Annotated in this window: 20 protein-coding genes; 11 read left to right on the top strand and 9 right to left on the bottom strand. The window is 70.6% G+C overall.

All coding sequences use genetic code 11. The features are described 5' to 3' along the window. Window positions 1-242: 242 nt before the first annotated feature. Entirely contained in the window at window positions 243-1916 is a 1674-nt protein-coding gene (locus ACIGWZ_RS29520; protein ID WP_400069746.1) for an AMP-binding protein, read from the top strand. On the opposite strand, the gene ACIGWZ_RS29515 is transcribed toward ACIGWZ_RS29520, so the two are convergent. Then, complete coding sequence (locus ACIGWZ_RS29515; RefSeq protein ID WP_400069745.1) at window positions 1913-3517, bottom strand: NUDIX hydrolase; 1605 nt, start codon at window positions 3515-3517, stop codon at window positions 1913-1915. The two genes, ACIGWZ_RS29520 and ACIGWZ_RS29515, sit on opposite strands and share 4 nt — an antisense overlap. A 209-nt stretch (window positions 3518-3726) precedes the next feature. On the opposite strand from ACIGWZ_RS29515, the gene ACIGWZ_RS29510 reads away from it, so the two are divergent. Then, window positions 3727-4398, top strand: a complete 672-nt coding sequence (locus ACIGWZ_RS29510; protein WP_400069744.1) for a hypothetical protein — start codon at window positions 3727-3729, stop codon at window positions 4396-4398. 97 nt (window positions 4399-4495) lie between these two features. Here the strand turns inward: ACIGWZ_RS29510 and ACIGWZ_RS29505 are convergent, their stop codons facing one another. Next, window positions 4496-4876 carry an MmcQ/YjbR family DNA-binding protein gene (locus tag ACIGWZ_RS29505; protein WP_400069743.1) on the bottom strand — a complete coding sequence of 127 codons (381 nt, stop codon included), beginning with the start codon at window positions 4874-4876 and terminating at the stop codon, window positions 4496-4498. Window positions 4877-4997: 121 nt separating this feature from the next. Between ACIGWZ_RS29505 and ACIGWZ_RS29500 the strand changes: the two genes are divergently transcribed. Continuing rightward, window positions 4998-5288: an SDR family NAD(P)-dependent oxidoreductase gene (locus ACIGWZ_RS29500; protein ID WP_400069742.1), complete on the top strand. Its 291-nt coding sequence runs from the start codon at window positions 4998-5000 to the stop codon at window positions 5286-5288. On the opposite strand, the gene ACIGWZ_RS29495 is transcribed toward ACIGWZ_RS29500, so the two are convergent. The 5 genes from ACIGWZ_RS29495 to ACIGWZ_RS29475 all read right to left on the bottom strand — a co-directional run bounded on the left by ACIGWZ_RS29495 (window position 5272) and on the right by ACIGWZ_RS29475 (window position 10574). Then, window positions 5272-5805 (bottom strand): GNAT family N-acetyltransferase, encoded by a 534-nt coding sequence (locus tag ACIGWZ_RS29495; RefSeq protein ID WP_400069741.1) that lies wholly within the window; start codon window positions 5803-5805, stop codon window positions 5272-5274. The two genes, ACIGWZ_RS29500 and ACIGWZ_RS29495, sit on opposite strands and share 17 nt — an antisense overlap. 93 nt (window positions 5806-5898) lie before the next feature. Continuing rightward, window positions 5899-6654, bottom strand: coding sequence for a hypothetical protein (locus ACIGWZ_RS29490; protein WP_400069740.1), 756 nt, complete (start codon window positions 6652-6654; stop codon window positions 5899-5901). Window positions 6655-7112: 458 nt separating this feature from the next. Further along, the gene (locus ACIGWZ_RS29485; RefSeq protein ID WP_400069739.1) at window positions 7113-8570 is read right to left on the bottom strand and encodes a catalase; all 1458 of its coding nucleotides are present in this window, start codon (window positions 8568-8570) and stop codon (window positions 7113-7115) included. A 215-nt stretch (window positions 8571-8785) separates the two neighbouring features. Then, a complete protein-coding gene (locus tag ACIGWZ_RS29480) occupies window positions 8786-9682 on the bottom strand; it encodes a 2-hydroxy-3-oxopropionate reductase (RefSeq protein ID WP_400069738.1) in 897 nt (298 codons plus the stop codon). 52 nt (window positions 9683-9734) lie between these two features. Continuing rightward, entirely contained in the window at window positions 9735-10574 is an 840-nt protein-coding gene (locus tag ACIGWZ_RS29475) for a TIM barrel protein (protein ID WP_400069737.1), read from the bottom strand. A gap of 137 nt (window positions 10575-10711) precedes the next feature. Between ACIGWZ_RS29475 and ACIGWZ_RS29470 the strand changes: the two genes are divergently transcribed. The 8 genes from ACIGWZ_RS29470 (at window position 10712) to ACIGWZ_RS29435 (ending at window position 18119) form a co-directional block, all read left to right on the top strand. Further along, on the top strand, window positions 10712-10981 hold the full coding sequence (locus ACIGWZ_RS29470) for a hypothetical protein (protein WP_400069736.1): 270 nt from the start codon (window positions 10712-10714) through the stop codon (window positions 10979-10981). After that, window positions 10978-11358: a helix-turn-helix domain-containing protein gene (locus tag ACIGWZ_RS29465; protein WP_400069735.1), complete on the top strand. Its 381-nt coding sequence runs from the start codon at window positions 10978-10980 to the stop codon at window positions 11356-11358. Before ACIGWZ_RS29470 ends, ACIGWZ_RS29465 begins: the two co-directional genes overlap by 4 nt. Before the next feature lie 171 nt (window positions 11359-11529). Continuing rightward, window positions 11530-12051: a 2-oxo-4-hydroxy-4-carboxy-5-ureidoimidazoline decarboxylase gene (uraD, locus tag ACIGWZ_RS29460; RefSeq protein WP_400069734.1), complete on the top strand. Its 522-nt coding sequence runs from the start codon at window positions 11530-11532 to the stop codon at window positions 12049-12051. Next, the gene (gene uraH, locus ACIGWZ_RS29455; RefSeq protein ID WP_400069733.1) at window positions 12048-12473 is read left to right on the top strand and encodes a hydroxyisourate hydrolase; all 426 of its coding nucleotides are present in this window, start codon (window positions 12048-12050) and stop codon (window positions 12471-12473) included. The genes uraD and uraH overlap by 4 nt, the downstream gene beginning before the upstream one ends. A gap of 7 nt (window positions 12474-12480) precedes the next feature. Then, on the top strand, window positions 12481-13404 hold the full coding sequence (gene pucL / locus ACIGWZ_RS29450; protein WP_400069732.1) for a factor-independent urate hydroxylase: 924 nt from the start codon (window positions 12481-12483) through the stop codon (window positions 13402-13404). Between the two features lie 82 nt (window positions 13405-13486). Next, a complete protein-coding gene (locus ACIGWZ_RS29445) occupies window positions 13487-14890 on the top strand; it encodes a nucleobase:cation symporter-2 family protein (RefSeq protein WP_400069731.1) in 1404 nt (467 codons plus the stop codon). A 45-nt stretch (window positions 14891-14935) separates the two neighbouring features. Next, a complete protein-coding gene (locus tag ACIGWZ_RS29440; RefSeq protein ID WP_400069730.1) occupies window positions 14936-16339 on the top strand; it encodes an 8-oxoguanine deaminase in 1404 nt (467 codons plus the stop codon). A gap of 301 nt (window positions 16340-16640) precedes the next feature. Next, window positions 16641-18119 carry a nucleobase:cation symporter-2 family protein gene (locus tag ACIGWZ_RS29435; RefSeq protein ID WP_400069729.1) on the top strand — a complete coding sequence of 493 codons (1479 nt, stop codon included), beginning with the start codon at window positions 16641-16643 and terminating at the stop codon, window positions 18117-18119. A 139-nt stretch (window positions 18120-18258) separates the two neighbouring features. Here ACIGWZ_RS29435 and ACIGWZ_RS29430 read toward each other — a convergent pair whose 3' ends face one another. Then, the gene (locus ACIGWZ_RS29430) at window positions 18259-19179 is read right to left on the bottom strand and encodes a chitosanase (protein WP_400069728.1); all 921 of its coding nucleotides are present in this window, start codon (window positions 19177-19179) and stop codon (window positions 18259-18261) included. Between the two features lie 166 nt (window positions 19180-19345). Beyond that, window positions 19346-20161: a GNAT family N-acetyltransferase gene (locus tag ACIGWZ_RS29425; RefSeq protein WP_400069727.1), complete on the bottom strand. Its 816-nt coding sequence runs from the start codon at window positions 20159-20161 to the stop codon at window positions 19346-19348. Window positions 20162-20163: the final 2 nt, after the last annotated feature.

The raw sequence follows: 20163 nt of genomic DNA, 5'->3' as shown, positions 1-20163 counted from the left end.
GTTGTCTCGTTGTCGGCCCTCTTCCCTGTGGCGACCGCGGTCGAGCGGCCGTGATCCACCGGACCGGCCTCGGCCCCTCGGGTCCCAGGGCGGGTTGACGCTCGGCTACCGCTGAGAAACGATCCGTCCGCAGAAACCGGTGTTCCCGTCAAGGCGTCCGTCCGCAGGGTCTCGCCGTTCGAGCCGCGCGGGCGCACCGCGCGGGACGACGGCGGAGCCGAGTACCGCGAGGAGAACCTCCGATGAGCAGCAGCCAGCAGCAGACCGGGCGGGCGGAGCTCGCGTATGCGAGCGGGGGCGCAGAACGGCCCTTGCTCGGCCGTACCATCGGCGCCGATCTCGCCCTCACTCTCGCCCGCTTCGGCGACCGCGAGGCGCTGGTCGAGGCGGCGAGCGGCCGCCGCTGGACGTACGCCGAGCTGGGCCGCGCGGTGGACGAGGTGGCCCTGGGCCTGCTCGCCAAAGGGGTCGGCAAGGGCGACCGGGTCGGCATCTGGTCGCCGAACTGCGCCGAATGGGTGCTCGTCCAGTACGCCGTCGCCAAGATCGGTGCCGTCCTCGTCAACGTCAACCCGGCGTATCGCGTCCATGAGCTGGCCTACGTCCTCCAGCAGGCCGGTATCGCCGTCCTGGTCTCCGCCCTGCACCACAGGAGCAGCGACTACCGCGGGATGATCGAGCAGGTACGGGCCGACTGCCCCGCGCTGCGCGACGTCGTCCACATCGGTGACCCCACCTGGGGCGCCCTGCTGGCGGCCGGCGCGGCCGTCCCGCCGGCGCGACTGGCCGTATGCGAGCGGGACCTCTCCGCCGACGACCCGGTCAACATCCAGTACACCTCCGGCACCACCGGCTTCCCCAAGGGCGCCACCCTCTCCCACCGCAACATCCTCAACAACGGCTACTGGGTGGGCGAGACGATCGGCTACACCGAACACGACCGGGTCTGTCTCCCGGTCCCCTTCTACCACTGCTTCGGCATGGTCATGGGCAACCTGGGCGCCACCTCGCACGGCGCCTGCATCGTCATCCCGGCCCCCGCCTTCGACGCCGCCGCCACGCTCCGGGCCGTACAGGACGAGCGCTGCACCTCCCTCTACGGCGTCCCCACCATGTTCATCGCCGAACTCGATCACCCCGACTTCGCCTCGTACGACCTCTCCTCGCTGCGTACCGGGATCATGGCGGGCTCCCCGTGCCCGGAAGAGGTCATGAAACGCGTCGTCACCGAGATGCACATGGCCGAGGTGTCGATCTGCTACGGCATGACCGAGACCTCGCCGGTCTCCACCCAGACCCGCCGCGACGACGATCTCGAGCACCGCACCGCGACGGTGGGCCGGGTACTGCCGCATATCGAGGTCAAGGTGAGCGACCCGACGACCGGCGTGACCGTACCGCGCGGCACTCCGGGCGAACTGTGCACCCGCGGCTACAGCGTGATGCTCGGCTACTGGGAGGAACCCGAGCGCACCGCGGAGGTCATCGACGCCGCGGGCTGGATGCACACCGGCGATCTCGCGGTGATGAACGACGACGGGTACGTACGGATCGTGGGCCGCATCAAGGACATGATCATCCGGGGCGGTGAGAACGTCTATCCGCGGGAGATCGAGGAGTTCCTCTACTCCCATCCCAGGATCGCGGACGTTCAGGTCGTCGGCGTCCCGGATGAGAAGTACGGCGAGGAGATCGCCGCCTGCGTCATCCTCCGCGATCCCGAAGTCCCGTTCACCCGCGATGAGTTGGCGCACTACTGCCGCTCCCGGCTCGCGCATTACAAGATTCCGCGCTACCTCGAGATCCTCGAGGAGTTCCCGATGACGGTGAGTGGGAAGGTCCGCAAGGTGGAGCTGCGGGAGCGGCTGGCGAAGGAGCTGGGGGCGGCGCGCCAGGCGGGGCCGACAGCCCCTTAGGGGCGGCAGAGCGCCGCGGGTGCGCCGTTGCGGGGGATGTCCTCGTCCAGGAGCCCGACCCAGGACGGACGCCAGCGGGGTGCGCGGGCTGCCATCTCGCGGGCCAGGGTGCCCGGCCGGGCCTCGGCGCTGCCGTAACGGGAGCGCCACCAGTCGGGCAGGTGGTCGTGGGCGCGGTCGACGGTGACGGTGTCGGCCGTGACCCGTACCCGGAGGTACATCCAGCGGCCGGACGAGGCTTCGGTGTCGGCCTCGGCGTCCCGTAGATCACCGAGCAGTCCGCACACCTCGTCGCCCAGCCGCGTGCCCCGCTCGTCGTGGAAACCGTCGCGGCGGTAGAAGTTGCCGGCGTCGGCGCCGTCGGCGAACGCCGCGGTGAGCGCGCCATGCCCGTCGGTCGACGGGTGGTTGGCGCGCAGCCAGGACGTCAGGCGCTCCAGGGCGGGGCCTGCGGCGGGCGTCGTGCGCGGCAGTTCGTCGGCCGCGCGCATCGCGACCGCGATCACGCCCGCGTACTGTTCCGGCAGATCGCACGGCACCCGCCGGCCCGCCGGTTCCCCGCGGCCGGCCGGCAGCCGGGGGCGGGCGACGGTGCGCGCGGCGGCCGCCTGCGCCTCGGGTGTCCCCATGCGCCGCACGTCCGCGGCCTCGGCGCCGTCCTCCTCCAGCGCCTCCAGGACGGCCCGCACCTCACCGTCGCCGTCCGGGACCATGCTGCGCAGCCCGTCCTCGCGCACCGAGTGAGGGAACGGAGCGCGGCCCCACGCGCCGTCCGCCCACCAGTAGAGGAAGCCGAAGGTCTCGCCGCGGTCGGTCAGCGTGGCCAGCCGGTCCCAGGGCAGCCATGACGGGCCCCCGGCCAGCAGATCGACGGGCGGGACCTGCGCGATGCTCTCGCTGTAGTCGTTGTCGATCCCGTAGAGCACCGCGCGTCCGCCCTCGACCCGGAGCAGCGACCACCAGCCGTTGCCGATGTCCTCGGAGTGCAGTCCGACGTCGTCCACCCGGTAGTTGTGCAGGGGGAGGGGGCGCTCGGCGGCCCAGGCGGCGAGGGCGGCGCCGTGTGTCCACAGCACCTCGGGAGGCGGTGGCGCCTCGTTCGGTACGTACCCGAGGGCGACCGGGTCGGGGACGGCGCCGGGCGGGGCGTCGCGCACCGCTGCCAGCAGGGCGGGCAGTTGGGGCGGCCAGAGCGGGTCGGGGGCGGCGGCCAGTTCGGCCGGGGTCCACCAGCGGCCGTGCAGGATCCTGTCGACGGCGTGTGCGGCCGCCACGCCGTCGGCCGGTTCCCGGCGCGGACCGCGTGCGAGGTAGAGGTGCTCGTGCTGGCGTACGGGCACGCCGACGGAGGTCCCCTCGGCCGGGGCGAGGGTGAAGTCGTGTTCCCAGGTGCCCAGCAACGGGCCCGGCTCCAGGTCGGTCCAGCCGGTTTCCTCGCGGAGTTCGCGCAGTGCGCCCTCGCGCGGGCTCTCGCCGGGGTTCAGGCCGCCGCCGGGCATGGCCCAGTGGGCGCCGACCTCTTCGTTGTCGTAGCGGAAGAGGAAGATCGCGCCGTCGGGGTCGAGGACGGCAACGCGTGCCGCCTGGCGAGGTATGCGCATGCGGCCACCCTATTCGGGGCGTCGGCCTGGCTTGTTTCGTTCGTACAAGATCACTGGCGCGGGCGGGTCCCCGTAGGGTGCGGTCGGCGCGATCATGACAGCATTCAGGCCACGGGCAAGGCCTCTTCGCGCCAATCACCGCCCACTACCTCAACCCCCCACAACCCCCCATCACTCACCCGTCGCACCACCCGAAGAAACGGAAATCCATGACGCGTATTGCTCGTTGGGCGACCGCAGCAGCTGCCGTGGTCGCTTCTCTGGGGGCCTTCGCCGCCCCCGCCTCCGCCGTCGGGCCCGACCAGTACGGCGGCTACGACACCGAGGTGTTCACCGCGGGCTGCGGGAGCGCAGCAGGGTCGGCAACCGGCCACAAGCCCGGCGACCGGCTGGCGATCGACGCCGACAACGCCGCCGCCTACTACCGCTGCAACCCGTCCACCGGCGGAGCGGCGGCCCAGCAGGAGCGCGTGACCTGCGCCCCCGGCGCCTACTTCGACTGGACGCGCGGTCTGTGCGGCCCGGCGCGCACGGTGCCCGAGATGGGCACCAAGCTGACCGCGGGACGCGCCGAACCGGTCCGGAAGGCGCCGCTGGAGGTCAAGCTCCACCATCTGAACGCCACCCTGGTCAGGGACCGCGACAACGGCCCCCAGGACGCCATCTGGAACGCGACCATCACGTTCAAGGACGGCGCGGGCAAGGTCCTGTGCGTGGCCAGGACGGACTCCGCCGGCCGGGCCTCCTGTGACGCGAAGCCGTCGCTGGCCGTCGCCGAGGCGCTGCTGGGCGGCTACACCGCCGAGTACGCCGGGAACGGCAGCGTGAACGGCGCGTTCAACACCGTGGCCCCCGCCACCGCACGGGGCGGCGTGCTGTAGGCCCCCGCCTTCGGCGCGCCGGTGCCGGGCGCCGCTCCTCCCATGGCCGTAAGCGCGTGGGAGGTACGCCCGCGTCCGGCGCGCCGAGGCCGACCGGTCAGCGCTGCCCTTCCCCCGGCCAGTCCAGCAGAAGGCGCTGCGCCCGTGGCAGCGCGGCGACGATCAGGTCGTAGGAGTCCTCGATCATGTCGAGGACCAGCCGGTCCGCCAGGTCGCCGTCCAGGGAAACGGTGTTCCAGTGCCGCTTGTTGAGGTGGTAGCCGGGCACCACCTCCGGGTGCGCCGCGCGCAGCCGCTCGGCCAGCTCCGGATCGCACTTGAGGCTCACGGTGAGCGGGGCGGCCGTCAGCGTGGTCAGCGCAAAGATCTTGCCCCCGACCTTGAAGGTCGAGACGTCCGGGTGCCGGGGAAAGGGGAATTCCTCGGTCGCGCCGGGGAAGTCCAGGCAGACGGCCCGGAGCGCGTTCGCGTCGATCATCTCCCCATTATCTCCCGGTGGTCCGCGCGGGCTCCTTCGGCCCGCCCCTTGACCCAGCTGCCTGACCACCTGTCATATTGCCGACGGACGTGCCACGACAGCCGCCGTCGCGGGAGGGCCCGTGCTCACACGCGAAGGCAAGACCGCCGTCATCACGGGGGCCGCGCGCGGCCAGGGCGCCGAGGCCGCCCGGTCGTTCGCCCGGCTCGGCGCGCGGGTGGTGCTCGGCGACGTACGCGACGACCTCGGGGAGAAGGCCGCCGCCCTGGAACTCGGCGAGCACGGCATCCGGGTCGCCGGTCCGGTCGCCTTCCTCGCCTCCGACGCCGCGGCCCATCCGACCGGAGCCGAGATCGCGGTCGACGGCGGCTCGACGGCGGGCCGGGCGCCGACGGTCACCGCGACGGCGTAGCGCACGGGCGCCGCATCGCCACCCGCGGCCAGCGGTCCAGGCCGCGCCGCGCCTCGTCGGCACGGATGTCCCGCAGCCCGGGGGTGAGTTCGTCGTCGGCGAGCACCCGGAACCCGAGCCGCTCGTAGTACGGGGCGTTCCACGGCACCTCGGCGAAGGTGGTCAGGGTCAGGGCGGCGGCGCCCCGCCCGTCCCGCTCGGCCCGGTCGATCAGGGCCCGGCCGATGCCGCGGCGGGCGTGGTCCGGATGCACCGTGACCTGCTCGATGTGCACGCAACCGTCGACCGGCTCCCGCACCAGATAGCCGATCGGCCCTGCCGTTGTGCCGCCGGACCCCGCGTCCTCGTAGGCGGCCGACAGCCGGCCCGCCAGCAGGTACCGCGTCAACTCGGCGATCGACGGCGGCTCGTCGTCCGCGATCGCCGCCATGCCGAGCGGGCGGAACGCCTCGCCCGCTGCCCGCTCGATGGCGCGCAGCACCGGCAGTTCGCCGAGGTCCGGAGTACGGATGATCATCCGGCGATTGTCGTCGGTTCCGGCGCGGGCGGCCACCGGATTGCGGCGGCGCGCCCGCCCCGCACCGCCGTCCGGTACCGCCCCGCCGCGGGCTCAGCGTCCCGTCGCCCCGTACTTGATCAGCTCGTCGGCGGGGTCGTTGACCGGTTGCGGGGTGCCCGTGAGGTCCATGACGAACAGCGGGAGGTGCAGTTCGTCGGCGCGTGCGCGGGCGTCGCGGGCATAGCCGGCCAGGGAGAAGAAGACGGCGATGGCCGAGTCGTTGAGGCCGTTGAGCCATACGCATTCGATCTCGCGGAGCTTGGTGGCCCGGGTCGTCGGGTCGACCTGGGCCACCACTCCGGTGCCCCGCAGATCGACGCCCGCGGCGGTGCGCTCCTGGGTACGGGTGACATCCGCGAAGCCCAGCCACTTCAGATACTGCGCGGCGGCGGTGACGCAGTCCCGGGCCGTACGGATCGTGACGGGGCGGAACGCCGGCCGCAGCACGGCGGGCCGGGAGCCCGGCGCGGCCGCCGGCCGGACGGCGGGGGCGCCGGGCGCGCCGAGGGAGCCGGGCTCCGGGATGCCGGGCGATGAGGAGGCCGGCGCCGGGACCACCGGCACGCGGACGACCGTGCCGCAGGCACAGCCCGACTCCGGCGCCGGCCACTGGTCCAGCCGTCCGCAGACCTCGCACCGCACCTCCACCCAGGACGCCTGCCAGGTGCGGTGGAGTATCTCGACCGGCACCCCGCCGCGCAGGACGGGCATGGTCAGCGGCGCGCCGCAGGCGCACGGGAAGGTGGGCGGGGTGAAGGCGTTCTCGCGGCGGCACGTAGGGCACCGCACCGGCACGCTGTCGGCCATGGGGGCTCCCGGCGGGTAGGTCAGGTCGGCAGCCGGACGGCGCTGCCGTTGCCGACCATGTTCTCTCCAAAACCGGGCGCAGGGGGCCGAAATGACAGGAGAGCCGCAGGCCGGGCGGGTATCCGGCGGGAGGCGGGGGAGCGCACGAAGGGCCCGGAATCCGTGACCGTACGGATTCCGGGCCCTTCGTGGGTGGTTCCCGCCCGGTGATACGAGAGTTGGGCGCGACAGGACATCGCACCACCGGACGGAGTCGTGGTCCCACAGGAAGATCCGTGGGACGGAGGCAGGAGGCGGGCTCCGCGGCGGGGAGTGGCTCGCCCTTCCCTATCGGGCGAGCACTGCCACCGCACTGGTAATTCCCCTGGTGCCGCGGAGCACCGCACTACCTCTCCGCACCGGTCGACCACCCCTCAACGGGCCGACCGGTACGGATGCGCAAGGAAGCTGACCTCCCGTCAGTCCTCGCGCAGCTCGCGGACCTTGGCCTCGACGCGCTTGCCGTAGTCCTGGTCGGCGGCGTGGAAGTGGGCGAGGTTCTTCTCGATCACATCGTCGCGGCCGACCTGGGAGAGACCGCCGGCGATGTTGTCCACCAGGCGCTTCTTCTCGTCCTCGGACATCAGGCGGTAGAGCTCACCGGCCTGGAAGAAGTCGTCGTCCTTGGTGTGTGCCGGGGCCTCGTGGGTGCCGGTGTAGCCGGAGACGGCGAGCGGGGCGGAGAGCGCCTCGTTCGTCTGCACCGGGCCGCTGTAGGAGTTCGGCTCGTAGTTCTTGGCGTGCCGGTCGTAGCCGTTGGCGGCCATCAGGCCGTCCCGGCCGTAGTTGTCGGCCTTGGTCGCCTTGGGGGCGTTCACCGGCAGCTGGGTGTGGTTGACGCCCAGGCGGTAGCGGTGCGCGTCGGCGTAGGCGAACAGCCGGCCCTGGAGCATCTTGTCCGGGGACGGGCCGATGCCGGGCACGAAGTTGTTCGGCGAGAAGGCCGACTGCTCGACCTCGGCGAAGACGTTGTCCGGGTTGCGGTCCAGCACCAGGCGGCCGACCCGCTGGAGCGGGTAGTCGCTGTGCGGCCACACCTTGGTCAGGTCGAACGGGTTGAAGCGGTAGTTCGCCGCCTCGGCCGCCGGCATGATCTGCACGTACAGGGTCCAGGAGGGGTACACGCCCCGCTCGATGGACTGCAGCAGGTCGGTCTGGTGGCTGTTGGGGTCCTTGCCCGCCAGCTCGGCGCCCTGCTCGCTGCTCAGGGAGCGGATGCCCTGGTTCGTCTTGAAGTGGTACTTGACGAAGAAGGCCTCGCCCTGGGCGTTCGTCCACTGGTAGGTGTGCGAGCCGTAGCCGTTCATGTGGCGGTAGGAGGCCGGGATGCCGCGGTCGCCCATGAGCCAGGTGATCTGGTGGGTGGCCTCGGGGGCGTGCGCCCAGAAGTCCCAGACGTTGTCCGGCTCCTGCTTGCCCGTGAAGGGGTCGCGCTTCTGCGAGTGGATGAAGTCGGGGAACTTGATCGGGTCCTTGATGAAGAACACCGGGGTGTTGTTGCCGACGAGGTCGTAGTTGCCCTCTTCGGTGTAGAACTTCAGGGCGAAGCCGCGGGGGTCACGGGCCGCGTCGGGGCCGCCCAGGTTGTCGGCGACGGTCGAGAAGCGGATGAACGTCTCGGTTCGCTTGCCGACGGTGCTCAGAAAATCAGCGCGGGTGAAGCCAGTGACGTCGTCGGTCACCTCGAAGTAGCCGTAGGCGCCGGAGCCGCGGGCGTGCACGACGCGCTCCGGGATGCGCTCGCGGTTGAACCGCGCGAGCTTCTCCAGCAGGTGCTGGTCCTGGAGGATGATCGGGCCGCCGACGCCGGCGGTGGCGGAGTTCTGGTTGTCGGCGACCGGGGCGCCGGACTCGGTCGTCAGCGTGGGCTTCGACATGGTGACCTTCCGTACGAGAGCGCGGAATTGGCTTCCGCATGTCGGAGCGTAAGAACTGCTCCGACCAAACGTCAACAGTTTGTTGAAATAAAACCTGGGGGTGGGGTGGTGTTCCGGGCGACGGCCGCGCCTGGGCGCGACAGGACAGGTGTCGGCGCGGCCGCCGCCCGGAAATTCAGGGTCCGGACCCTTGGAAACGTGGGTCCCGAAGGGTGTCAGCCTTCGATGGTGTGGCCGGAGAGGCGTTCGACGCCGCGGAGGAGGGCGGAGTGGTCGAGGGAGCCGTCGCCCTGGGCGCGGAGGGAGGCGACGAGGTTGGCGACGACGGAGCCGACGGGCAGGGCGGCGCCGACGGTGCGGGCGGCGTCGGTGACGATGCCCATGTCCTTGTGGTGGAGGTCGATGCGGAAGCCGGGCTTGAAGTCGCGGTTTTTGAAGTTGTCCTTCTTGCGGGCCAGGACGGTGGAGCCGGCCAGGCCGCCGCCCAGGACGTCGAGGGCGGCGGGCAGGTCGACGCCGGACTTCTCCAGGAAGACGACGGCTTCGGCGCAGGCCTGGATGTTGATGGCGACGATGAGCTGGTTGGCGGCCTTGACGGTCTGGCCGGAGCCGTGCGGGCCGCAGAGCACGATGGTCTTGCCGAGGGCCTCGAGGATCGGGCGGGCGGCGTCGAAGTCGGCCTGGTCGCCGCCGACCATGATCGACAGGACGGCTTCGATGGCGCCGGCCTCGCCGCCGGAGACGGGGGCGTCCAGGACGCGGATGCCCTTGTCGCCGGCGGCCTTGGCCAGGTCGATGGAGGTCTGGGGGGTGATCGAGGACATGTCGATCAGCAGGGCGCCGGCCTTGGCGTTGTCCAGGATGCCGTCGGGTCCGTAGGCGATGGCCTCGACCTGGGGGGAGGCGGGGACCATGGTGATGACGACGTCGGCGTCCTTGACGGCTTCGGCGATCGAGGCGGCCGCGGTGCCGCCGGCCTTGGCCAGGCGCTCGAGCTTGTCGGCCTCGAGGGTGAAGCCGGAGACGGCGTAGCCGGCCTTGATCAGGTTCTCGGCCATGGGGGAGCCCATGATGCCCAGGCCGATCCACGCGATCTTGGGGAGGTTGCTCATCGAAATGCCTCTTTCACACTCAAAAAATCAAGGGGGCGGTCGTGCGGACCGGTTACGGGGCGGCGCGCAGCGGGGCGGGCAGCCATGCGAAGGACGAGGCGCTGGGGGCGTCGCCGGGCTTGTACTCCAGGCCGATCCAGCCGTCGTAGCCGCTCTTCTTGAGCCGGTCGAGGAGGGCGGTGAAGTCCAGTGAGCCGGTGCCGGGGGCGCCGCGGCCGGGGTTGTCGGCGATCTGGACGTGCGCGGTCTTGGCGGTGTGGCGGTCGATGACCTCCTCGAGGTCCTCGCCGTTCATCGACAGGTGGTAGAGGTCCATCAGGAACCGCGTGTTGTCCAGGCCGGTCGCCGCGTTGACCGCGTCCACGATCTCGATGGCCTTCGGCGCGGAGACGAGGGGGCACTGGGGTGATTCGGGCGCGTTGAGCGCCTCGATGAGCAGGGTGCCCTCGATCTCGGCGACCGCGCGGGCGGCGAAGGCCAGGTTCTCAAGGGCCAGCGCGTCCTGCTCGGCCGCCTCGACGCCCTCGAGGCGGTTGCCGTAGAGGGCGTTGAAGGTGGTGCAGCCCAGCGACCGGGCGAACTCGACGGCCACCGGCACGTTCGCCCGGAACTTCTCCGACTCCTCGCCCGGGATCGACAGGGCGCCGCGGTCGGGGCCGGGCAGCTGCCCGGCGTAGAAGTTCAGTCCCACCAGCCGGGTCCCGGCGTCGACGAGCGCATCGCGCAGCGCATCCAGCTCCGACTGCTCGGGGACCGGGGCGTCCACCCACGGCCACCACAGCTCCACCGCCGTGAAGCCCGCCGCGCGGGCGGCCGCCGGCCGCTCCAGCAGCGGAAGCTCGGTGAACAGAATCGACAGGTTGACGTTGAAGCGCGTGTCCGTGAAACCCATGAAGGTCCGGCGTCCCTTCCGAATTGTGGAACTTCTTTTCTGCGTAACGGAACACTGCCTGCCCGGCTCGGATGCTGTCAAGGGGGGTCCTGGGCAATTTCTGGTGGCCGGGGCGATGCACGCGTAGGTTGAACCGCGTGCGATTGAGAGTGGAGTTCACGACGGAGCCGTTCGACCTCGATGAGGCCCCGGCCCATGCGGTGGTGGCGCGCGACATCGTCACCGGCGCCGAGCTGGACGCCGTGGACGTCGGACCGTTCGGCAATACGGCCGAGGGCGACGCCGAGCGGGTGCTGGGCGCGGTCAATGCCCTGCTGCGCGAATCCCTGGAGGCAGGAGCCACCCGGGTCTCGCTGCAGGTCAATGTGATCGCGGACGCCGAGCCGGACAAGGGGGATGCCACGTGACCGAGCCCGCCGACCACCCGTTCGTCCAGGCGGTCAAGCCGCTGGTGGATGCGATGGGCGGACAGATGGTCGCGCCCGACCTGGCCCAGGGTGACGATGTCGTCCTGGCCTGGGAGGGGCAGGACCGCGTGGCCGTACGGCTCCCGCATCTGTCGGACTCGCTCGACCACATCCTCGCCGAGCTCCAGCGCCGGCACGGCATGCCCCTGGCGGAGCTGGACCGCAAGACCAAGCAGTCGGTCGTCCGGATACTGGAGACGCGCGGCGCCTTCTCCGTACGGCACGGCGTGGAGACGGTCGCCGGCGCGCTCGGCGTCAGCCGCTTCACCGTGTACAACTATCTGAACCGGGAGAACGCCGCGAAGGGTGCCGACTGAGGCGAACCGGTCGCAAGCCCCGCCCCGAAGCCCGAAGCCGCCGTCCGGAATCCCCGGATGGCGGCTTTTGTGTTGCCGAGTTTTCAACAAAGTGTTGACGTGATGTTGCCGGGGGTCTTAGCTGTTTCCAGCCAAGCAGAGCTGTCCAGCACCAGGCCACGGAGGCTTCCCGTGTCTTCGAGTTCGACCCCAGGTCTTTCCCGGTTCAACGACGCCGACGACAGTACGGCCGCGGCCGAGCTGCACGAGGCGTGCGCCAGCCGGGCATGGGGAAGCAAGATCCTCGCCCAGCGCCCCTACGCCACCCCCGACGCCTTGTTCGCCGCCAGCGACGCCGCCATGGCCGAGCTGACCGCGGACGACCTGGCCGAGGCGATGGCGGGGCACCCGCCCATCGGCCGGCCCAAGCCGGGCGACCCGACGTCGCACCGCGAACAGAGCGGCATGGCCGGCGCCTCCGACGAGCTCAAAGCGGAGATGCTCGAGCTCAACCTGGCCTACCAGGAGAAGTTCGGGCACGTCTTCCTGATCTGCGCCTCCGGCCGTACCGGGGAGCAGATGCGCGACGCGGTCCGTAACCGGATCGACAACACGCCGGAACAGGAACGGGAGATCGTTCGAGTCGAGCTCGGCAAGATCAACCGGATTCGCCTGACCCGCCTGACCGAACTTGCAGAAGGAGACGCAGCATGAGCAGCGAGACGGCTGCATCGACGTCGGTGTCCACGCACATCCTGGACACCAGCGTGGGCCGCCCCGCGGAGGGCGTCGCCCTCACGCTCTCGGTGCGCTCCGGAAGTGAGGGTGCCTGGACCGCCCACGGAGCGTCCAAGACCGACGCCGACGGGCGCTGCAAGGACCTGCCGGCCCTGCCGGAAGGCACCACGCACGTACGCCTCGACTTCGCGGTCGAGGACTACTTCGTTTCAAACAAGCACTGCACCCACCACAAGGCAACCCAGCAAGCCGAGGAACAGCAGGACGCCCCCCGCGTAAGGGACAGCGGAGCCTTCTTCCCGGAGGTGGCAATCACCTTTGCCGTCAAGCCGGGCGAGCACTATCACGTACCGCTGCTGCTCAACCCGTTCGGCTACTCCGTATACCGAGGGAGCTAGCACCGACATGCCCACGATTCTCGGCCAGAACCAGTACGGCAAAGCGGAAAACCGCGTCGTCAAGATCACCCGCGACGGCGACACGCACCACATCAAGGACCTGAACGTCTCGGTCGCGCTCTCCGGCGACCTGGAAGAGGTCCACCTCTCCGGCTCCAACGCCAACTGCCTGCCGACGGACACGACGAAGAACACCGTGTACGCCTTCGCCAAGGAGTACGGCATCGAGTCGGCCGAGCAGTTCGGCATCCACCTGGCCCGGCACTTCGTGACCAGCCAGGAGCCGATCAAGCAGGCCCGGATCCGCATCGAGGAGTACGCCTGGGAGCGGATCGCCACCTCCGACGCCAACTCGAAGTTCATCGGCTCGGACGACGTCAAGCACTCCTTCGTCCGCCAGGGCCAGGAGACCCGGCTGACGGAGATCGTCTACGACGGTGAGCAGTGGCAGGTCATCTCCGGCCTGAAGGACCTGGTCGTCATGAACTCCACCAACTCGGAGTTCTGGGGCTACATCAAGGACAAGTACACGACCCTCAAGGAGGCGTACGACCGCATCCTGGCCACGCAGGTATCCAGCCGCTGGCGGTTCAACTGGACCGACGACGAGCAGCGGATGCCCAACTGGGAGCGTTCGTACGAGCAGGTCAAGAAGCACATGCTGCAGGCCTTCGCGGAGACCTACAGCCTCAGCCTCCAGCAGACCCTGTACCAAATGGGTTCGCGCATCATCAACAACCGTTCCGAGGTCGACGAGATCCGCTTCTCGCTGCCGAACAAGCACCACTTCCTGGTGGATCTGGAGCCGTTCGGGCTGAAGAACGACAACGAGGTCTACTACGCGGCGGACCGCCCGTACGGCCTGATCGAAGCCACTGTTCTGCGCGACGGTGTCGAAGCCCGGATCCCGATGGATCTGACGAACCTCTGACGGCTCCGACGCAACGCCGTGCCTCGCGGCCCCTCCCCACCCGACAGCGGGGAGGGGCCGCGAAATCCGAGGGGAACGACCCATGGCACAGCACGAGCAAGTTGAGCACCACCCCGTCCCACCGGTTCACCCGGTGGACGAGAAGCCGGCGGCAAAGCGGCTCGTCCCTGCCGCACTCCAGCACATCGCTGCCATGTACGCCGGTGTCGTCACCCCTCCGCTCATCATCGGCCAGGCCGTCGGCCTGGACACCGCCGGCCGCACCCGGCTGATCGCCGCGAGCCTCCTCATCGCCGGGCTCGCGACCCTGCTCCAGACACTCGGCATCCGGAAGTTCGTCGGCAACCGCCTCCCGTTCGTCAACGCCGCCAGCTCCGCCGGCATCACCCCGATGCTCGCCATCGCCGAGACCACCGCCAAGGGCCACCAACTCCCCGCGATCTACGGGGCGGTGATGGTCGCCGGCGTCTTCTGCCTCGCCATCGGCCCGTTCTTCGGGAAGCTGCTGCGCTTCTTCCCGCCGCTGGTCACCGGCGTCGTGATCACCCTCATCGGGGTCACGCTGATGCCCGTACCGGTCGGCTGGGCGCAGGGCGGCGACAAGACCGCCGCCGACTTCGGCGACATGCCGAACCTGGCGCTCGCCGCCTTCACCCTCGTGGTGATCCTGCTCATCCAGCGCTTCACCCAGGGCTTCGTCAAGCAGATCGCGCTGCTGATCGGTCTGGTCGTCGGCACCCTCGCCGCGATCCCCTTCGGGATGGCGAGCTTCGACGGGCTGCGCTCGGCCCCGATCGCCGCGCTGCCCACACCGTTCGCCTTCGGCGCCCCCGAATTCCAGCCCGCCGCGATCCTCTCGCTGTGCATCGTGATGCTGGTGCTGATGACGGAGTCGTCCGCCGGCATGCTGGCCCTCGGCGAGATCTGCGACCGCAGGACGAACGGTGCCACCATCACCCGCGGACTGCGCACCGACGGCATCGCCACGCTGCTCGGCCCCGTCTTCGGCGGCTTCCCGACCAGCGCCTTCGCGCAGAATGTCGGTGTGGTGTCACTGACCCGGGTCCGCAGCCGCTACGTCGTCGCCCTCGCCGGCGCCGCGCTCCTGGTCCTCGGCGCTTTCCCCGTCCTGGGCGCCGTGGTCTCCCTGGTGCCGATGCCGGTGCTCGGCGGTGCGGGTATCGTCCTGTTCGGCTCGATCGCGGTCAGCGGTATCCGTACGCTCTCCGAGGCCGGACTCGACGACAGCTCCAACATCATCCTGGTGGCGGTGTCGCTCGGCGCAGGCATCATCCCGCTCGCCGCGCCCACCTTCTACGCGGACTTCCCCGCCTGGGCACAGACCGTGCTCGGCTCCGGGATCAGCGCCGGAGCCCTGACCGCGGTCCTGCTCAACCTGTTCTTCCACCATCTCGGCACCCGGAGCACCCCACGGACGGCGGTACTGTCAGCCGCCTCGTCCGGCTCCGGCACTCAAATCCCGTAGGGCCATGCCGTGCCCACATCGCCAGTACGGAAAGTAGGAAGCACCATGGCAGCATCGGCAGCCCCTGACAGCGCGGTGAAGCAGCGCATCGTCATCGAGAACTGCGCCATCGCGACCGTCGACGCCAACGACACTGAGTACGCCACCGGCTATGTGGTCGTCGCGGACAACATCATCGAGTCGCTGGGCGCCGGCAAGGCCCCCGAGGGCCTGGAGAATGTCGTCCGCCGGGTCGACGGCACGGGACACCTGGTCACCCCGGGTCTGATCAACACCCATCACCACTTCTACCAGTGGATCACCCGGGGCCTGGCCACCGACCACAACCTGTTCAACTGGCTGGTCGCGCTCTACCCGACCTGGGCCCGCATCGACGCCCCGATGCTCGCCGCCGCCACCCAGGGCTCGCTCGGCATGATGGTCAAGGGCGGCGTCACCACCGCCTCCGACCACCACTACGTCTTCCCCCAGGGCTCCGGCGACCTGGTCGGCGCCGAGCTGGCCGCGGCCGCCGAGATCGGCGCCCGGATCACCCTGGCCCGCGGCTCCATGGACCGCAGCAAGAAGGACGGCGGCCTGCCCCCGGACTTCGCCGTCGAGACCACCGAGGGCGCCCTGCTGGGGACCGAGGAGGCCATCGACAAGTACCACGACGCCTCCTTCGGCTCGATGGTGCACATCGCCGCGGCGCCCTGTTCGCCGTTCTCCATCTCCACCGAACTCCTCAAGGAGGGCGCCAAGCTCGCCCGCCGCAAGGGCGTCCGGATGCACACCCACGGCTCGGAGACCGTGGAGGAGGAGAAGTTCTGCCACGAGCTGTTCGGCATGGGCCCGACCGACTACTTCGAGTCGACCGGCTGGCTCGGTGACGACGTGTGGATGGCGCACTGCGTCCACATGAACGACTCCGACATCGCCGCCTTCGCCCGCACCGGCACCGGCGTCGCGCACTGCCCGTCCTCCAACGCCCGGCTCGCCGCCGGCATCGCCCGCGTCCCCGACATGCTCGCGGCCGGCGTCCCGGTCGGCCTCGGCGTGGACGGCACCGCCTCCAACGAGTCCGGCGAACTGCACACCGAGCTGCGCAACGCGCTGCTGATCAACCGCCTCGGCGCCCACAAGGAGGCCGCCCTCAACGCCCGCAAGGCGCTGCGGCTCGGCACCTACGGCGGCGCCCAGGTCCTCGGCCGCACCGGCGAGATCGGCTCCCTGGAGGCCGGCAAGCTCGCCGACCTGGTCCTGTGGAAGCTGGACGGTCTCGGCCACTCCTCGATCGCCGACCCGGTCACCGCCCTGGTCTTCGGCGCGGCCGCCCCGGTCACGCTGTCGCTGGTCAACGGCAAGCCGGTCGTCGAGGACAACCACCTCACCAACGTCGACGAGGACGCCATCGCGCGCACCGCCCGCGCCGAGGCCCAGCGTCTGGCCCGAATCGCCTCCGAGGGCTGATCCCCTCGGGAGCACCACACAAGACTCGGCCGGGAGGGACGGCTCCCGGCTGAGCTTGTGGATCCGAGCGGGATCCACAAGCGCCGGACCCCGGGGGTGCGGGATCTCCTCGTACCCCCGGGTCCGGGTACCTCCTCGGGCCGGTCGACCGCCCCACATCCGTCCCTGCGCCACAAGCGCGGACCCACCTTGACACGCTCACCAGCGCGACTTCTCGCACCATCGCACCACATGGCAAGCCCTCCGTGACAGCCTCGCCTCGCCGGTCGCCGGTGACGCAGTAAAACGAAGGAGGCCCGCAGTGGCCGCAATTTCCGGGCAGAAGTCGGAGGAGGACCGGAAGCATCCGGTCGATCAGACCCTCCCGCCCTTCAAGATGTTCACCAGCGGCCTGCAGCACGTGGCCGCGATGTACGCGGGTGTGGTGGCCCCGCCGATGATCGTGGGACCGGCCTGCGGGCTGAGCCCCACCGAGACCGCGTTCCTGATGGGCGCGAGCCTCTTCACCGCCGGTATCGCCACGCTCCTCCAGACCCTCGGCTTCTGGAAGGTCGGCGCCAAGCTCCCCTTTGTCAATGGCGTCTCCTTCGCCGGCGTGACGCCGATGGTCGCCATCGGCAAGGCCCAGAGCCCCGAGAACGCGCTGCCGATCATCTTCGGCGCGGTCATCGTCGCCGGTGTGCTCGGCTTCGTCCTCGCCCCCTACTTCTCCAAGCTCGTACGCTTCTTCCCCCCGGTCGTCACCGGCACCGTCATCACCCTGATCGGTGTCTCCCTCCTTCCCGTGGCCTTCAACTGGTCCCAGGGAGGCAACGACCGGGCCCCCGACTACGGTTCCCTGACGAACATCGGGATGGCCGCGCTGACGTTCGTGATCGTGCTGGTGCTGCGCAAGGTCCTACGCGGCTTCCTCCAGCAGATCTCGATCCTCCTCGGCCTGGTCGCTGGCACCCTGATCTCGATCCCCGTCGGCATCACCCACTTCTCCGCCATCACCGACGCGGACATCGTCGGCTTCCCGACGCCCTTCCACTTCGGGGCGCCGCAGTTCGACGTGGCCGCGATCGTCTCCATGTGCATCGTGATGCTGGTGTGCATGACCGAGTCGACGGCCGACATGCTCGCCCTCGGCAAGATCGTCGGCCGCCCGGCGGACGAGCGCACCATCGAGGGCGGCCTGCGCGCCGACACTCTGGGGACGGCCATCAGCCCCCTCTTCAACGGCTTCGCCAACAGCGCCTTCGCCCAGAACATCGGCCTGGTCGCGATGACCAAGGTCCGCAGCCGGTTCGTGGTCGCCACCAGCGGCCTGATCCTGATCGTGCTGGGCCTGTCCCCGGTGGCCGCCTCGGTCATCTCGCTGGTCCCGCTGCCCGTCCTGGGCGGCGCCGGCATCGTGCTCTTCGGCTCGGTGGCCGCCAGCGGCATCCAGACGCTGGCCTCCGCCGCCATGGAGAAGGGCGAGAACTCCCTGATCGTCGCCGCCGCCATCGGCATCGGCCTGATCCCGATCGCGGCGCCGGACTTCTACCACAACCTCCCCAAGGACCTGCTGGTCGTGCTGGACTCCGGCATCAGCACCGGGTGCCTTGTCGCCATCGTCCTCAACATCGCCTTCAACCACTTCGGCAAGGGCGCGGACACGGCGGGGGAGCCGGATGCCCCGGAGCCGGATGCGGCGGAGGCCGACGAGGGTGCGCCCGCCGAGGCGAGCATCCCGCAGCAGCCCGACCGCCGGGCCGCGGACTCGGGCGACCCGGCGTCGGCCCCCGCGCACTGACCCATGGTCAGCGGATTACCCCAGCAGACCCCTGACGTCGGCAACGGCCCGTAGGGAAGCGGCATCTGCCGTTCCCCTACGGGCCGTCGAGGTGTGCGGAGCACTCGCGGCGCCCGGTCGCCCGGTCGCCGGTGCCGGATCAGCCGATGTGGTAGCCGTCCCCGTAGACCTTCCAGTCCAGCGGGGTGTGCAGATCGAGGTTCCCCTTCTTGAGGAAGAGCCGCTGCTCGGTGTCCACCCGGCTGGTGTCGCTGTGTGCCTCCTCCTGCTGCATCGCCCAGACCCGCGCGTCGAGGAAGGCGTTCAGGTAGGCCTTCTCGTCGCCGCCCTGGGCCGGCGGCTTCGCCTTGGCCAGGGCGCGCTTGCGGATGCTGGAGAAGCTGGTTTCGTCGTCGCCGTCGCCGTGCATCACGAGCGCGTCGTAGTACGCGAACTGGCCCAGCACGCCGATGCCGTCGGACTTGCCCCGCTCGACCGCCGGGTTGAAGTACACCCGGTCGCGCTCATCGTTCTGCGCCTTCTGGAACTCGGGGTCCTGGGCCGCCTTCTTCCAGTCCTTGGGGTAGCCGGGGTCCAGCCCCTCGTGCGAGTCGCTGCCGTCCACCTCGCGCAGCGCGGGCAGGTACTTGGCCAGGATGTTGTCCGGCTTGCGCTTCGTGTACAGCTCCACGAGTTCGAGCATGTCGTGCGTACCGGAGCAGAAGCCGATGATGCCGGCGGTGTAGCCGCGCCCGTCGCCGATGTCCTCGATGTACGTGTACTGGGCCTTCCAGTCCAGCGAGGAGTTCTCCGCGCTGGAGACCAGCTGCATGGCGATCTCCTTCTTCGCCGGATCGTCGAGGCCGGTGGCGGCCCGTGCGGCGGCGGGCGCGTGCGGGGCCGCCGCCGGGGCGTGGTGCTCGGCCGGAGCGGCCGTGGTGGCGACGGCGGTGGCCGGTACGGCGAGCAGGGCGAGGCCCAGGGCGACGCGGGCTGCGCTCTTGGGCAGGCCTCTGCGGGGCGGCCGGCCGTCTGCTGACGGGCTGTCTGTGCGTCGGCTGCCTATCGATCCGGTGCGCATGGAGTCCTCCAGTCCGGAAATGGGCCGTGGGGCTGGGGCCCGTGGGGGGTCCCGATCGTTAGGAAGCTTTCCTACCAGACTTGAGGGATGGCGTGAACCCGTCATGCGTCACCAACGGGCGGGGAGAGCGGCGCGGTGGAGGGCGGCGGTCGGGCCGCACCGTCCGTCAGCGGCCGTTTGCCGGGCGCCAGATGTACGGCGTGGTCGTGGCCGCCGGGACCAGCCCGAGACGGGCGAGGATCGGGCGGCTGGTCTCCAGCGCGTCCACCTGGACGTAGCGGAAGCCGCGCCGTACGGCGAGCGCGGCGCGGGCGCCCACCAGCGTGCGGTAGAGGCCGCGGCCGCGCCAGCCGGGGAGGGTGGCACCGCCCCACAGCGAGGCGAAGTCGGTCCCGGTGTGGAAGCGGGCCCAGGCGGCGCTCACCACCTCGCCGTCCGGCGATTCGACGGCCAGTACGGTGCAGGGGTCGTCCGCCCCTGACACCCACTCCGTCATCGCCGGCGGCAGCCAGCTCCAGTCCCCGCCCCACACCTCCTCCGCGAGCGCCCGGATCCGCGCGAAGCCGGCCCCGGTGCTGACCTCGCGCAGCCGTACGCCCTCCGGAAGCCGGGGCTCCGCGGCGGCCGTCGCGGCCTCGCCGATCACCACCGTCTCCCGCTCGCCGGGGGTGAAACCGGCCGCCCTCAGCCGCTCGGGCAGATCGGCGGGCAGGTCGTGGCCGTGGTACTTCCACTCGACCGGCTGCCCGAGCGCCGCGAAATGATCGCGCTGCGCGGCGATGAAGGCATCCAGCTCCGGCCCGTCCAGCCCGCCCAGATCGCGGTAGAGGATCAGCCCGCCCTGCCCCGGCTGGACCCGGCGCAGCACCGGGCCGATGCGTTCGGTTCCCGCCCGGCCCGGAGCGAAGCCGCGGGCCCGCAACTGTGTGTCGTACGCGGCGCGATAGGCGGCGGCCCGGCCGTCGTCGTCATGGGTCGTCATCC

This window comes from Streptomyces sp. NPDC053427 (assembly GCF_044544985.1).
Classification (GTDB): domain Bacteria; phylum Actinomycetota; class Actinomycetes; order Streptomycetales; family Streptomycetaceae; genus Streptomyces.
This window is presented reverse-complemented; position numbering and strand designations above follow the sequence as displayed.